The sequence below is a fragment of the Nitrospira sp. CR1.1 genome (assembly GCA_014055465.1).
Classification (GTDB): domain Bacteria; phylum Nitrospirota; class Nitrospiria; order Nitrospirales; family Nitrospiraceae; genus Nitrospira_A.
In genome coordinates this window covers 656,353-670,343 of sequence record WIAF01000001.1, presented here as the reverse complement: position 1 = coordinate 670,343, position 13,991 = coordinate 656,353, and the positions used below count along the sequence as shown (strand labels likewise).

Below are 13,991 nucleotides of genomic sequence, written 5' to 3'. Positions count from 1 at the left end.
TGTCGAACAAAGGACAAGAGATATTGAAGACGGATTATGTGTTTCAGGCCACCGAGGAGTCTCGCGAATTACAGCGCTTGCAAATGCTGGAACGCATTTTCGATGCCGGCACCCAACGCCGGATGTTGGCAGCCGGCCTCACCACCGGCTGGCATTGCCTAGAGGTAGGGGCGGGGGCCGGCTCCATTGTACGATGGCTGGAGCAGCGCGTCGGGCCATCGGGCAAAGTGGTCTCGCTCGATACCAATCCGCGGTTCCTGCGAGGGAGCGGCAGTTCGACTATTGAAATCGTTCAAGGGGACATTTGCGACACGGATCTTCCGTTGGCCATGTTCGATCTGGTGCATGCGCGGTACGTCATGATCCATATCGCCGACTATCGGAAGGCGTTTGAGCGGATGTTGCGCTGCGTCAAGCCGGGCGGGTGGGTTGTGATCGAAGAGCCGGATTTCGAGGCGGCTCGCGCCGTTACCGTGCCCGATGAGGCCAGGGCCTCCTTCGTGCGCGTCACCGATGCGATCGAACGGATGTTCACGTCGCTTGGAATGGACCATGCGTTGGGCGCGAAGTTGCCCGACCTGTTTCGGCGGCAGGATCTGAGTCAGTTGACGGTGGAGCATGAGGGACATTTGTCGGCGGGCGGCGACACGATCGCGCAGTTGATGAAACTTTCCGCCGAACAATTGCGGGAGAAGTATGTGGCCACCGGCCTGGTGACGGAGGCGGATATCGAGCAGTATTGCCGGCTCGCCGATGATCCGGACGCCTGGGCCATTTATTATGCGACGGTGGCCGTCACTGGTTGGTGGCAGCCGCAGTGTGGCGGGAGAACGCAAGGATAGGGCATGCGATACATTGTCGGGGTCATGGGGCCGGCCAAGGCCAGGAAAAAGGATGTCGATAATGCCCGGGTATTGGGTGAATTGATTGCGAGACGGGAATGGGTGGTCCTCACCGGAGGGCGCGATGTCGGGGTTATGGATGCCGCCTGTCAGGGTGCCAAGAAAGTTCCCGGCAGTTTGACGATCGGTGTGTTGCCGTCGGCGCGCGAGCGCGTGTCAAAATATGTCGATCTGGCGATCATTACGGAGATGGGCAACGCGCGCAACAATGTCAACGTCATGTCCAGCAACGTGGTCGTGGTCTGTGGGCTGATGGGCGCGGGGACGGTATCGGAAGTTGCCTTGGCCTTAAAGGCAGGAAAGCCGGTCATTCTGGTCGGGGCCACACCGGCCGAAGAGAAATTTTTCAAAAAGCTGGGCAGACGCCTGATCGCCTCCGTGGACAGTCCGGAAGAGGCCATCACCCTGATGATGAAACAGTTCGAACAGCAGCAGCCTGATTTGGTCCAGGGCGCGCGCTCCTGGGGCGTCTAGCAGGCGGCTGAAACAGCCTCCCAGCTTCGTTCTCGCATCGCTCTCAGACTCAACGTACCGCAAGGGTACGCCTCGCCTGTTTGCATTGCTGCGGCCTTGCTGGATAGGCAGTTTGAGCCACCTGCATACGCTAGTCGATTAAGAGCGGTTGTAGACCGTCGGCCTCATTTGCGAGCAGCCCCGGCGGGCTTCGGTCTCGAACGCCTCGCGACGGCTTCCATGAAGAATCCGGGCTAACAAGCGGCTGAAACAACCTCCCAGCTTCGTTCTCGCGGGACACTGCCGCCTCACTACCTCGGCGGCGTTCACAAACGTGACGCGCTTTATTCAGCGCGTCGTGAACCTCCCAGGCTCAACGTACCGCACATGGGAAAAGAGCTTGTCTCGGCAAGCTCGGGGCGGGCGGGTCAGAACAATGTGGCCTCGCCTCCTCGCATTGCTGCGGCCTTGCTGAGGAACGCCTTGGACAGCTTGTGAACGTCGGCGATCCTGGAGCCGATTGTCGAGCCTATTGCGCGGTAGGTGATCCGGACAGCGCGCCCTTGTCCAGCAGCACGCCGGAGTTGTCGAAGGGGAGCCGGCCGTTCTTCGTATGCAGCACACCCGTGACATGGTAGGTCAGCGACTGATCGCCGGAAAAAGACAAGAGCTGTCTGACGACCTGCAGGGTGGACGTGCTGGTTTCGACGGATGTCACCGCATCGCTCAAACGCGGCACGACCAGTTCTTTGTTCCCCAACCCGCGTGCGAGCCGGTTTCCGTTCAGATCCAGACGGAAGTCGATGCCTGTCACGGCGAGGTCGAAGTCGTTGGGATTCCGGATACGGAGATCGACCTGAAGCCGCTGTTCGAAGGCGCTGGCTTCCAGCGGGGTGACATTCGTCACCAGCACTTCCGGTGGCTCGCCTTTCAGCATCCAGGAGGCGCAACCGGAAAAGATCAGCGCGGTCAATATTCCAACCAGTATACGTGTTCGTTTCATTCCGCCTATCATACACACACATCCAATCATTTGCGATGCGCGTAGATAATGAAAGAGGGTTGAGGCGGCCCTGATCGCAGCGGTCCGTTTGCTCTGGTAAGATGAGTGGAAGTCGGTTCAAGTGTGAGAGGAGGCATCCAATGAAGTGCATCACTCGCCGGAGGCTTGGTGCTTTGTGGGCGCTGCCGGTGGTGCTGGCAGGATTTATCCTGTCGCACAGTCAGGCGGCTGATCCGGCTGGTGGTGCCAAAGCCTACTTTGCCGGAGGCTGTTTCTGGTGCATGGAGGAAGTGTTCGAGAAGGTTCCCGGGGTCATCGCCGTCGCCAGTGGATACATGGGCGGACGGGTTGAGAATCCCAGCTACGAGCAGGTGTCGGCGGGGGGGACGGGTCATGCCGAATCGGTTGAAGTGGTATATGACCCGGGCAAGGTGAGTTACACCGCGTTGCTTGATGCCTTTTGGCGCAATGTGGACCCGGTGACGCCCAACGCGCAGTTCTGCGACCATGGCAGCCAGTACCGGGCGGTAATTTTCTACCAAGGTGAGGAACAGAAACGTCTGGCCGAAGAGTCGAAGCGGGCGATCGAACAATCCCAGCGGCTCACGCAACCGATCGTCACCGAACTGACCAAGGCCTCGCAATTTTACCCGGCCGAAGAATACCACCAGGATTTTTATAAGAAGAATCCGATCCGGTACAAGTTCTATAAATTCAACTGCGGGCGCGCGCAGCGGCTCGAAGAAGTCTGGGGCGCCCCGTGACGGATCACGCGTCTTCGCAGGAGGGGCTCGCGCGTCTCCTGAACGATTGCCGGACGATTGCCGTGGTGGGATTGTCGTCGAATCCGGCCCGACCGTCATACCGCGTGGCCGCCTACATGCAGCAGCAGGGCAAGGTGGTGATTCCGGTCAATCCGCGAGAGTCGGACGTGTTGGGGGAGCGGGCTTATCCGGCCCTCTCTGCTGTGCCCGGTCCGGTCGATATGGTGAATATTTTTCGACGATCTGAAGAGGCGGGTGCGGTCGTCGATGAAGCCATCCGGATCAAGGTCAAGGCGGTCTGGCTCCAGGAGGGTGTGATCGACGAGGCGGCGGCTGAGCGTGCGCGCAGGGCCGGGGTGCAGGTGGTAATGGATCGTTGCTGGCTGAAGGAGCATATGTGTTGCGTCAGTGGGGACGGCCCGGGTGTCGGGCCGGCGAATGTATGACTGTGGATCGTTCCCTGCTCCGCCTGATCCTGGTCATTGCCTGGCTGAATGGGGTGCATACGCTCGACCATATGATTCGGGGAGACTTCCACTGGCCGCTTGACGGGCAATCGGTTGGTTTTGTGCTCGTCGTTGCCGCCATCTACCTCGTGATTGGAATGGGAGTACGGCTGTCCCGCAGAGGGGTTGTCGGGCCCCTGTTCTGGGCCATCGTTGGATGCGGAGGGTTGATCTTTGGATGGTTGTCCCACTTCAGTCCCTTCACCGACCAGCCGGTGCACGTGATTTACGGGACCTACCACAATGCCACGGGTGGTGCCCTCGCGGTGTTGTGTCTCATGCTGCTGATGGGCGTTGTGCTGACGGCGACGCTCTATTCGTTCTACCTGTGGCATCACCAACGTCACACCGCCGTGTCGCGCCCCGTTTCCCGGTAACCAAGCTCCCAGACCTTCCATCGATTTCCCTCCGAGCCAATTTCCCTCATTTTCTTGAGCATTCCGCCTCTCCATGGAATAGTGACGTGACGGCGCGTCTCAGCCCGTCCTGCGCCGCTCACCACGCCATTCATTTTTGGAGGTTTCAGCCATGATGCGTTTGCTCGCAGATTGTCGCCGTATGATGCTTGTCCTTGCCTTGGTGACCGGTGCGACCGGCTGCGCACAGTCCGCGCTGCAGGGACATTCCCCGCAGGAAGATCTCGGGATGGGGATCGTGTCGGGGACATTGGGCGCGCAAAGCCGGTCCGCCCTTTCCCCCGGTGAGCAGTCCGCCGCATCGCTGGTTGGCCAGGTGCAGGCCGTCGAGGGAGGCGCCTACCTGGTCCGGGATATCCGTGGACAGGAATACCGCATTCCTCATGACGAGAACACCAGAATCGATCGACCGGCCCATGTGGGTGATCGTATTCAATCCTGGTTCGATCGGCATGGCCGCGCCGTGCTCATCCGGAGCCTCGACGAGGATGGCCGCTAGGAGCAGCCGTTCTCGTCCCGGCTATGCAACAGCCTGACTGGAATTCCCGCTGGAATCGAGTGGCCCGTGCGCTCTTCCCGTTAGCGGTCGCGGGGTGCCTGATTGTCCTCATGCCTCCGGCCAGCAGAGTCGCATTGGACCCCGTGGTGAGCGACATCGCGCATCGGCCGTCCTCCGAACCCATTGCCTCGCTCATTGCGACCTACGCGGAGCAATACGCCCTTGACCCTGCTCTCCTGCAGGCGATCATCAAGGTCGAGTCGAATTTCAATTCAGATGCCGTGTCCCCGAAAGGCGCGATTGGCCTCATGCAACTGATGCCGCTGACGGCGGCGGCATTCCATGTGCTGGACCCGTTCGATCCGAAGGATAACATTCGCGCGGGCGCAGCGCTGCTTCGAGGACTACTGGACCGCTTCGGCGGCGACCTGTCGCTGGCTCTGGCGGCCTATCATCTCGGCGAAGCGCGCGTCCGGCAGGCCATCGGCGCGCCGGCTCTTCCCGCGACCCAACTCTACGTCAATCGCGTGCTTGGCCATTATGACCGCTTTCGTGCCGGAACCAACCGGCTTCCTTCGCGGGTGACGGCGCGTCGACAAGAAAGCCCTATGCTCTGGTCGCTGCCGCCGGTCCCGGAATGAACCGAAGTGTTCCGGATCGCGAGGCCCGACGTTTTCCGCCTGATTCAATGACGGGGCCTTCGCCAGTTGCATTTTCCGCCGGAACGGGGTAGGGACATCTGCTTTGCGCCAGGACCCGCGAGGGTGATGAATCAACAGGTGGCATGGACATTGAGGGTGTGATGAAGAAGAGTGATCGTACCGTCCGGTTGGCCCAATCCGATATCCGTGCGATGACCCTCGCGTGCGCGAAGGTCAACGGGATCAATATGTCGCAAGGGGTCTGCGACACTCCTGTCCCTCCGGTGGTGGTGCACGGCGCGCAGCAAGCGATGGCGCAGGGACACAACATCTACGCCCGTTTTGACGGAATTGCGGAACTGCGGCGGGCGATCGCCGGCAAGCTGGCCGCCTTCAATCAAATCACCGCGGATCCGGAGACCAATATTACCGTGAGTGCCGGCGCAACCGGATCGTTCCAAGCCACCTGCATGGCGCTGCTCAATCCCGGCGATGAAGTGATTCTGTTTGAGCCGTTTTATGCCTACCATGTCCAGGCGATCCTCGCGATGGAAGGCGTTCCCCGCTATGTGACACTGCGGCTTCCTGATTGGACCATGGATGTGAAAAGCCTGGACGAGGCCATCACCTCAAAGACCAAGGCGATCGTGGTCAACACTCCGGGCAATCCCTCCGGCAAGGTCTTTACGCGACGTGAATTGGAGCAGATCGCCGAGCTGGCTTGCCGCCACGATCTGCTGGTGATCACCGACGAGATCTATGAATATTTTGTGTTCGACGGGCGGGAACATGTCAGCATGGCGTCGTTACCCGGCATGGCCGACCGGACCATTACCATCGGCGGCTATTCAAAAACCTTCAGCATCACCGGATGGCGCATCGGCTACAGTGTGGCGGAGGCCTCATGGGCGAAGGCCATCGGCGCCATGAGCGATGTGTTATATGTCTGCGCCCCCACGCCGTTGCAGTATGGGGTGGCCGCCGGTATTCATGAACTCGGTCCATCCTTTTACCAGGAGCTTGCCCGCGAGCATCAACAGAAGCGGGATCGCTTCTGCGGGGCCCTGGCGAAAGCAGGGTTGCCCCCGGCCGTGCCGCAGGGCGCCTATTACGTGTTGGCGGATGTATCCCGCCTCCCGGGAAAGACCAGTCGGGAGCGCGCAATGTATTTGCTGGACAAGACCGGCGTAGCGGGAGTACCGGGCGAGGCGTTTTTCGAAGGAACGGACGGAAGTCGCTTTATGCGGTTTTGTATGGCGAAAACGGAGGCAGACCTGGAGCGGGCGAGTCAGGCGATCGAACGATTCACGTCATGAGCGTGGTGAACCAGTCCTCATCCTTATCGTGCCTGCCAGGAGGCGGTTCTCGTCATCGTTCCCCACGTCGCTTTTTTCCCGCATATCCACCGGTACAAGCCGATCAATTTCCACAGTGAGTTCAGCTGGCGGAATCCGAAATTTTCGAGGATGGCGGCCAGCAACAGTTTCAGCACGTCACGCTGATCGGGGTAGACGTGGAACGACATTTCTTCCAGTAAGAGCGCGCTCACCGACAACAACACACCGAGTCCGATCGCTGCGATCAATAGGATTAGCCATGCCTGCATCGAGACGAATCCCATGACCACACTGAAGATCAGGAAGCAGTAGCCGAACACTTCAATCGCCGGTCCGACCCACTCGAAGATGGCCATGAAGGGGAACGCCAGCCAGCCGATCGTGCCGCCTTTCGGGTGGAACAGGAGGTCGAGGTTTTTTGTGAGGCTCTCGCACAACCCGCGCTGCCAGCGAATGCGCTGATTCTTCAGCGTGCGCAGATCTTCCGGCGCCTCGGTCCAGCAGACGGAATCGGGGACGAACGTAATGCGATACGGTTTGTCGCCCAGCCGAAGATGGCGATGCAGGCGCACGACCAGTTCCATGTCTTCCCCGATCGTATCCGATCGATAGCCCCCCACGGTGACGACCGCTTCCTTCCGGAAAATGCCGAATGCGCCGGAAATGATCAGCATGGCGTTCATCGGCGACCAACCCAGGCGTCCGAAAAGAAAGGCGCGGAGATATTCCACGATTTGGAACAGCGCCAGCAGATTTGAGGGCAATCCAATCTTGGTCAGGAAGCCCTCTTCGACGCGGCAGCCGTTCGCGATGCGCACGGTCCCTCCGCTGGCCACCGTGCGATGGTCATCCAGAAACGGTTGCACGGCCCGCCGCAGGCTGTCCGGCTGCAGAATGGAATCCGCATCGATGCAGCAGAACAGGGGATAGAGCGACAGATTGATGCCGGCGTTCAGGGAGTCAGCCTTGCCGCCGTTCTCTTTGTCGATGACGCGTAGGTTGGCGTGGAGGGCAGAGTGATAAATCGCCCTGATTTCCGCCGTCGGTAGTTGCGTATGGCAGGCTTCGGGGAACGGAAACAGATCAAATTCTTTGCGGAGGACATCGATCGTGGCATCCTTTGAGCCATCGTTGATCACGACGATTTCATATTCCGAATAGCTGAGTTGCAGCAGCGACCGAATGGATCCGGCGATGGTGGCGGCCTCGTTATAGGCAGGGACCAGGATGCTGATCTGTGGTTCGAAGCCCGTGTAACTGTGCGGCAGGCTTTCGAGCACACGCTCCTGCAGGTATTGCCGCAAGTGCACGATGGCGATGAGGTCCAGCATCAAGTATCCGGCGGTGAGGCCGAGAAAGTAGAGCAGGAATAGCCACTCGGAAGTTGAAATGAGCGTCTCTACCCACATCGATCAATGCGTCTCCGCCGGCAGGGGGCTTGCCCGAAACAGAATTCCCGGAAAGTCCGTCGGTTCTGTCTGGAAACAGGGCGCAGGCCGGTTTTTCGTCGCGACAGTGTTGCTCGGTGCTGCAGCCGGTTCCATCGTGTGGCTGTCTCTTGCGCAGGCGGACGACATTTCCTTGTCCTCGCCCATCCCCTCCACGGTCCATGAGATCGAGCTCACGTATGTCGGGAAGAGTACCGATCCAACCGTGGCGTTCAGCGGGCCTGCGCCGACTGCTGCTCCTCTTCCTTATCGACCGTTTGTGCCTATTCTTGAACTGGGTCCGGGGTTAGGAGGCGCTCAGGTCTTCGGGTCTTGTCGCGGGGAGGCGGTACGAACCGACTCTCGTCTCGAGTTCAAATGGACTGCCGGGGAAGCAACGCGTTGTGGCCAGCGTATCGAACTGCGTCCGAACGGAAGGCCGGTGGATCTCATGTCCTACCAGATGCTGCGGCTTCGTGGACGAGCAACCGGCCAGGTGGTGGTTGGCGTTGAAGATCTGGCCGGTCATCACCGTGAGCACAATCACCCGCTGGCCACGGTCACCGGGACATTCGACCTGGCTATTCCACTGAAAGAAATCGGTCGCGGGGTGGATCTTCGATATGTGACGGCTCTTGTGGTGTCTACTGAGGGGCAAGGCGGACAGATTCAATTTGACCGGATGGCGGTGACGCACAGTGGACCAGTGAAGAAGCAATCTGTCGGCACAGGGTTCTGGGTGTGGAACTACCGCGCGGCGATACAGGATTCACAGACGCTGTTGGCCGTCTGTCGTGAGCAAGGCTGTTCCAGGCTGCTGATCCAAATGCCGTCGCTGAACGATGAAGAGGCCTTGTGGCAAGAGTATGCGCGGCTGTTGACTCTGGTGCAGGAGGCCGGAATTGATGCGCTGGCCTTGGACGGCTACCCCGAAGCCATTCAGGAACCGTACCTCTTGGCCGATAAGGTAGGGAGACTGCTTCAGCTCGTGCGGCCTGGTGCGTTGTCCGGCATACAGCTCGATATTGAGCCGTATCTTCTGCCCGGGTTTCTTGAGGATGACGCGCAGCTTCGTCGATATCTCCGCGCGATCGAGATCGTGAAGGATGCCATCCAAGGCCGTACCACATTGTCGATGGTGATTCCCTTCTGGCTCGCCACGCCGACCGTTGGCGGCCGGCCCTTGGCCTATGCCGTGATGGATCGGGCCGATGAGGTGGCGGTGATGAGTTACCGCACCGATCTCGATGAGGTGCAGGACATTGCCGAAGACATCCTGAGGTATGGGGATGTGATCGAGAAGCCGGTGTGGTTGGCCGTTGAGACGACCGTGTTACCGCTCGAGCAACATATCGTGTTGCGGCGGGATCCGCGGCCCGACCGCGCCGATGCCTTTCTGGATCGCCGGCACGGACTTCTGCGATGGAAGCCGATCTCTGAGGAGGACAGGGCCACACTCCCCGGAGAATGGTTCCGTATCCATCATCGATTTACGGTCAAGCCTGAAGGGGTGACGTTTGCCGGACGTTCCCGTGTCGAGGTGTCCAAGGCGATCAGGCAGATATTGGACACCACGTCGCATCCCAGTTTTGCCGGGGTGATGATTCACGATCTGGATGGATTCCGAGCCCTCTCCGAATAGGGTCGTACATGTCGGGAGAACAGGGTCGGTCACGGATGAACGATCCCCTCAGATGGATCAATCGACGAACGTCGGCAGCCTGTTTGCTGGCGGGGATTGCACTCGCCGCGGGCTGGTTCTCTGCTCCCGCCACGATGATTGCCGCCATGGCGCCGGATGCCTCCCCGCGTCAGATTCTGCAACAAGCCAAGGCCTTGGAGGAGGAGAAGCGGTATGAGGAGGCTCTCGCGGCCTACCGGCAATACCTCCTGGCCAAACCTGATCATGACGAGGTGCGCGCGTCGGTGGCCAAGCTGCTTTCCTGGCAAGGCGACTGGGACGCCGCGGCTGCCGGCTATCGTGATCTCCTGACCCGTCACCCTCTCGATCACGATATCCGAGTGGGTCTCGCTCAAGTCCTCTCGTGGCAGAAACAGTATGATCAAGCGCGCGAAGAGTACGAGCTGGTTCTCCGGGACGAACCGGAGCATGTCGAGGCCCTCACCGGGCTGGGCAATGTGCTGGTGTGGAGCGGCCACCCGGAACAGGCCATTCCGTACTATGAGCGAGTTGTGGCGGCGACCGGTGATGCGGAAGTTGCGGCGCGCCTGCATGCGTTGAAAGCAGTTTCCAGCTCACCGGCTGTTCCCTTCCTCCCGTCCGGAACATCTTCGCCTCATGGCGACGATCAGGAGACATCTCACGCCGCACAGGCGTTGGAGCGGGGAGGCCGATTGGAAACGATGCGTCAGTATGCCGATGCGGTGGCCGTCTACCGCGAGGCACTGCAGCGCTCACCCGGGAATGACGAGGTTCGCGCCGCGTTAGCGAGAGTTCTCTCCTGGCAAGGCGTCCATGCAGAAGCCGCGACGTTGTATCGAGAGATTCTGGCGCGCCATCCCCAGGATCAGGATATGCGCGTGGCGCTGGGACAGGTGCTCTCCTGGCAGCAGCAGTTCGAGGAGGCCGGCCGCCTGTACCGGGAAGCGCTTCAATCCGATCCGACACAGGTCGAGGCGCGACGGGGCCTCGCGGATCTTGCGTATTGGCAGGGAAATCTCGCAGAGGCGGTCCAGCGCTATGAGGCGTTGCTTGCCGAGACGCATGATCCCGAAATCGAAGCGCAGTTGAAGACCATCCGGTCGGAAGGGCGTGCGACCGCGCCTCTGGTTGCCGAGCAACCTGCTGCTCCAGCTCCCGTCTTACATGAAACGGATGTGCGAGCCATCGGGGCCGCCGTGGAGCAAGCCACGAGATTCGAAGTGGCGAAACAATATCCTGAAGCCGAAGCCGTCTATCGCGACGTTTTGCGCCAGCATCCCGACAACGATGAGATCCGCGCGGCGCTGGCACGTATCGTCTCATGGCAGGGGTCTCATGCGGAAGCGACGAGCCTCTATCGTGAGGTGCTGGCACGCCACCCGGACGATCAGGACATTCGCATCGCGCTGGCGCAAGTCCTGTCGTGGCAGAAACAGTTCGATGAAGCGGGACGATTGTACGCTGAGGTCTTGCAGGCTGAGCCGGCGCAGATCGAGGCCCGGCGCGGTCTCGCCGAGGTTGCGCATTGGCGCGGCGATCGGTCCGAAGCGTTGCAGCGGTACGAGGCCCTGCTGGCCGACACGCACGATCCGGCCATTGAGCAGCAGATTCACGCCGTGAAATCAGAACTCCTTGTGTCGCCGCGGGCCGCGGTCGGGCAAGGGCTGACCGGGCTGCGTCTTCCTTACCGGGACTATGCCAAGATCGGCTACGGCCACTATTCCTATACGAAGAATCAACCGGATGAGCGCGACCTGCTGTTTGAACTCGCCAAACCGTTGGGCAATCAAACCCTGGTGCTGCGGGTTGAACCGATCAATCGTTTCGGATTTCACGACACGCCGATGTCAGCCGAACTCTATAGCCCCTTGTGGTCGCGAGCCTGGGGGTATATCGCGGGGCAAGCTACGGTCAATCCGCATTTTTCGCCGAACTACTCCTTTGTCGGGGAAGTGGCGCAAGGCCTGGGCGGGTTGCACCCCTCACTGGCGCCCTTTGAAGTCTCGTTTGGTTACCGGCGGTTGAATTACAAACAAGACGACATCGATCTGCTGATGCCGGGGCTCACGATTTTTCTACCCTTCAATCTGTGGCTGACGGAGAAGATCTATCTGATCCCGAACACGGGGGCGGTCACACTGGCCTCTCAGCTCACGTGGCGGCCGGCCGATCGGCTGCAGTTCTTCGCCTCCGGCTCGTTCGGCACCTCGGGTGAACGCATCGTGGCCGAACAAGACTTTACTCGCGTCGGGAGTCGCACGATTCAAGGCGGCGTCACGTTCCCGATCAACGAACGATTCTCCGCCGAAGCCGCCGGATACTACGAAGACCGGGGATTTCTCTATGTCCGGCGGGGCGGAAACTTCAACCTCATCTATCATTGGTAGACCTATGCAACGGTCCGCACTCGTGCGCCTATCAGGTATTGCCCTGCTGTTTGTGTCTCTCGTCATCGGCGTCCGGATTCTCGTCAGTACTCCCCCCGTCCAGCAGGTCGAGATTCCGGAAAAGGATTTTCACCGCTTCCCAGGAGTGTCGGGTCCGGACGAAGCGACGATGATGCCTGACCGCGTGCCGGCTGCGTGGACGACTTACGGGCAGGGCTCGGCAAGCCGGTTGGCGATTCTTTTGACCGATCCGGACTCATCATGGCTGGGGTTGGCTCATGGCTTGAAATCCATTGGCGTCCCCTTTCGCATCACTCGTGATGTCAGCGAAGCCCTGTCGCACAAAGTGGTGCTGGTCTACCCCATGATATCGGGGAAGGTGTTGAACCCGGAGGCGCTGCACGCGCTGGCGGAATTTCCGAAGACAGGCGGCACATTGATTGGAGTGCAGGTCCTCGGCGGCGGACTGAATCAGGTCTTCGGGTTTCGTGACGTCGTTGCTTCCCGCCAGCGCTACGACGTGACCTTGGCCCAGGCCGATCCGTTGCTGGCGAACCTGACCGATCCCCGGGAGCAACAGGTGCGGGTCGGCATCCGGGACAAGGGCATCGAAGTGATGGGAACCTACGGCTACACCGAAGTGTCGGCCCCTCTCGCGCGTTTCGATGACGGGACCGCCGCCATCACGCAGGTTGCGCATGGGCGCGGCCGCGCCTATGCCATTGGACTCGATCTCGGGTTCTTGCTGCTGAAGGGATACAACAATCGCGGCGAGGAACTGGTGAAGACATTCGATAATGAGTTCGACCCGACCCTTGATGTCTGGCTGCGGCTCATCAAGTCGATGTATCGCACGGCGCAAGAAGAGTCAGTGACTCTGGGGACCGTGCCCTTCGGGAAGTCGTTGTCCGTCATGATGACGCATGATGTCGATTTTACGCAGTCCATTAGAAACGCGGTGGACTATGCGGAGTATGAGAAAAGTCAGGGAGTGGTCGGGACCTATTTCATCCAGGTGAAATACATTCGCGACTATAACGACGATATCTTTTTTAACGGCGAGGGCGTGCGATATGTGAAGCGGCTGGCCGACCTGGGCATGGAGTTGGGCAGCCACACGATCGCCCATTCCCGCGTGTTCAATCAGTTTCCCATGGGAACCGGACGGGAAGCATATCCATCGTATGCCCCGTTCGTGAAAGATCGGACAACGGCCTATAATGCGAGCATCCTGGGCGAGTTACGCGTGAGTAAGTTTCTGATCGATCACTTTTCAGGGCAGACGATCGTCTCCTTCAGGCCCGGCGAATTGTCCAATCCCTTCGGGCTTCCGCAAGCGTTGCTGGCGACCGGCTATCGGTACAGTTCAACGGCGACGGCAAATAACTCGTTGACCCATTTGCCGTACCAGCTGAATTACGATCGTCTGACTGACAGCGAGGTCGAAATCTTTGAGTTTCCCGTGACCATCGAAGATGAAGCGTTGCCGAAGATGGGGGACCGTCTCCCGCAGGCCCTGGAGGTGGCGAAACGTATCAGCCGGTACGGGGGCTCCGTCGTGGTGCTCATTCATCCGAACATTCTGGATCATAAACTCGCCTTCGAGAAAGGGTTCGTCGAAGGCGTGCGTCCCTACGCATGGTTCGGTTCGGTGGGGGAGTTCGGCCGATGGTGGGCGGCGCGCAATCGGGTGGAGGTCGATGTCGCGCGCGATCCGACTGCCATGCGGGTGACGTTGGAGGTTCCGGCTTCTGTGGCCGGTTTGACGCTCGAGATTCCAGAGGGATGGGAAATTGCCCGGTCCGGCTCCGCGGTGCGGGGAATGGAACAACATGGAGCGGTTGTAACGTTCCCCGAATTGCAGGGCACTCACACCATCCTCTTTACGCCGCGGTCCCCTGTTTCATCGGCCGCTCGCCGGTCGTAACCCTGTCCTCAATCTCTCCGTCAAGCAGGCTCTGCCGGAATGAGGGCGTAGGTATCCGTGAACGCG

Annotated in this window: 13 protein-coding genes; 11 read left to right on the top strand and 2 right to left on the bottom strand. The window is 60.0% G+C overall.

Annotated elements, in window-relative coordinates:
* Positions 1 to 20: 20 nt before the first annotated feature.
* Together GDA65_03330 and GDA65_03325 are read left to right on the top strand one after the other, a co-directional pair.
* Entirely contained in the window at positions 21 to 842 is an 822-nt protein-coding gene (locus GDA65_03330) for a methyltransferase domain-containing protein (protein MBA5861732.1), read from the top strand.
* 3 nt (positions 843 to 845) lie between these two features.
* Positions 846 to 1,376: a cytochrome gene (locus GDA65_03325; GenBank protein ID MBA5861731.1), complete on the top strand. Its 531-nt coding sequence runs from the start codon at positions 846 to 848 to the stop codon at positions 1,374 to 1,376.
* Positions 1,377 to 1,884: 508 nt separating this feature from the next.
* On the opposite strand, the gene GDA65_03320 is transcribed toward GDA65_03325, so the two are convergent.
* The gene (locus GDA65_03320; protein MBA5861730.1) at positions 1,885 to 2,388 is read right to left on the bottom strand and encodes a hypothetical protein; all 504 of its coding nucleotides are present in this window, start codon (positions 2,386 to 2,388) and stop codon (positions 1,885 to 1,887) included.
* A gap of 110 nt (positions 2,389 to 2,498) precedes the next feature.
* Between GDA65_03320 and msrA the strand changes: the two genes are divergently transcribed.
* The 6 genes from msrA to GDA65_03290 all read left to right on the top strand — a co-directional run bounded on the left by msrA (position 2,499) and on the right by GDA65_03290 (position 6,500).
* Positions 2,499 to 3,122 (top strand): peptide-methionine (S)-S-oxide reductase MsrA, encoded by a 624-nt coding sequence (gene msrA, locus GDA65_03315; GenBank protein ID MBA5861729.1) that lies wholly within the window; start codon positions 2,499 to 2,501, stop codon positions 3,120 to 3,122.
* Positions 3,119 to 3,568, top strand: a complete 450-nt coding sequence (locus GDA65_03310) for a CoA-binding protein (protein MBA5861728.1) — start codon at positions 3,119 to 3,121, stop codon at positions 3,566 to 3,568. Before msrA ends, GDA65_03310 begins: the two co-directional genes overlap by 4 nt.
* Positions 3,565 to 4,005 carry a hypothetical protein gene (locus GDA65_03305; protein MBA5861727.1) on the top strand — a complete coding sequence of 147 codons (441 nt, stop codon included), beginning with the start codon at positions 3,565 to 3,567 and terminating at the stop codon, positions 4,003 to 4,005. The genes GDA65_03310 and GDA65_03305 overlap by 4 nt, the downstream gene beginning before the upstream one ends.
* Positions 4,006 to 4,156: 151 nt before the next feature.
* A complete protein-coding gene (locus GDA65_03300; protein MBA5861726.1) occupies positions 4,157 to 4,543 on the top strand; it encodes a hypothetical protein in 387 nt (128 codons plus the stop codon).
* A gap of 23 nt (positions 4,544 to 4,566) precedes the next feature.
* A complete protein-coding gene (locus GDA65_03295; GenBank protein MBA5861725.1) occupies positions 4,567 to 5,184 on the top strand; it encodes a transglycosylase SLT domain-containing protein in 618 nt (205 codons plus the stop codon).
* Positions 5,185 to 5,345: 161 nt separating this feature from the next.
* Positions 5,346 to 6,500: an aminotransferase class I/II-fold pyridoxal phosphate-dependent enzyme gene (locus tag GDA65_03290; GenBank protein MBA5861724.1), complete on the top strand. Its 1,155-nt coding sequence runs from the start codon at positions 5,346 to 5,348 to the stop codon at positions 6,498 to 6,500.
* 23 nt (positions 6,501 to 6,523) lie between these two features.
* On the opposite strand, the gene GDA65_03285 is transcribed toward GDA65_03290, so the two are convergent.
* Positions 6,524 to 7,930, bottom strand: coding sequence for a glycosyltransferase (locus GDA65_03285; protein ID MBA5861723.1), 1,407 nt, complete (start codon positions 7,928 to 7,930; stop codon positions 6,524 to 6,526).
* Between GDA65_03285 and GDA65_03280 the strand changes: the two genes are divergently transcribed.
* The 3 genes from GDA65_03280 to GDA65_03270 are packed head-to-tail and all read left to right on the top strand — an operon-like array spanning position 7,911 to position 13,925.
* Complete coding sequence (locus tag GDA65_03280; GenBank protein MBA5861722.1) at positions 7,911 to 9,590, top strand: hypothetical protein; 1,680 nt, start codon at positions 7,911 to 7,913, stop codon at positions 9,588 to 9,590. The two genes, GDA65_03285 and GDA65_03280, sit on opposite strands and share 20 nt — an antisense overlap.
* Before the next feature lie 8 nt (positions 9,591 to 9,598).
* The gene (locus tag GDA65_03275; protein MBA5861721.1) at positions 9,599 to 11,998 is read left to right on the top strand and encodes a tetratricopeptide repeat protein; all 2,400 of its coding nucleotides are present in this window, start codon (positions 9,599 to 9,601) and stop codon (positions 11,996 to 11,998) included.
* A gap of 4 nt (positions 11,999 to 12,002) precedes the next feature.
* Positions 12,003 to 13,925: a hypothetical protein gene (locus GDA65_03270; GenBank protein ID MBA5861720.1), complete on the top strand. Its 1,923-nt coding sequence runs from the start codon at positions 12,003 to 12,005 to the stop codon at positions 13,923 to 13,925.
* Positions 13,926 to 13,991 lie beyond the last annotated feature (66 nt).

Coding starts and splice junctions, on each gene's coding strand:
- msrA (MBA5861729.1), top strand. CDS start 2,499: ATGAAGTGCATCACTCGCCGGAGGCTTGGTGCTTTGTGGGCGCTGCCG.
- GDA65_03305 (MBA5861727.1), top strand. CDS start 3,565: ATGACTGTGGATCGTTCCCTGCTCCGCCTGATCCTGGTCATTGCCTGG.
- GDA65_03325 (MBA5861731.1), top strand. CDS start 846: ATGCGATACATTGTCGGGGTCATGGGGCCGGCCAAGGCCAGGAAAAAG.
- GDA65_03285 (MBA5861723.1), bottom strand. CDS start 7,930: ATGTGGGTAGAGACGCTCATTTCAACTTCCGAGTGGCTATTCCTGCTC.
- GDA65_03295 (MBA5861725.1), top strand. CDS start 4,567: ATGCAACAGCCTGACTGGAATTCCCGCTGGAATCGAGTGGCCCGTGCG.
- GDA65_03300 (MBA5861726.1), top strand. CDS start 4,157: ATGATGCGTTTGCTCGCAGATTGTCGCCGTATGATGCTTGTCCTTGCC.
- GDA65_03290 (MBA5861724.1), top strand. CDS start 5,346: ATGAAGAAGAGTGATCGTACCGTCCGGTTGGCCCAATCCGATATCCGT.
- GDA65_03275 (MBA5861721.1), top strand. CDS start 9,599: ATGTCGGGAGAACAGGGTCGGTCACGGATGAACGATCCCCTCAGATGG.
- GDA65_03270 (MBA5861720.1), top strand. CDS start 12,003: ATGCAACGGTCCGCACTCGTGCGCCTATCAGGTATTGCCCTGCTGTTT.
- GDA65_03280 (MBA5861722.1), top strand. CDS start 7,911: ATGAGCGTCTCTACCCACATCGATCAATGCGTCTCCGCCGGCAGGGGG.
- GDA65_03320 (MBA5861730.1), bottom strand. CDS start 2,388: ATGATTGGATGTGTGTGTATGATAGGCGGAATGAAACGAACACGTATA.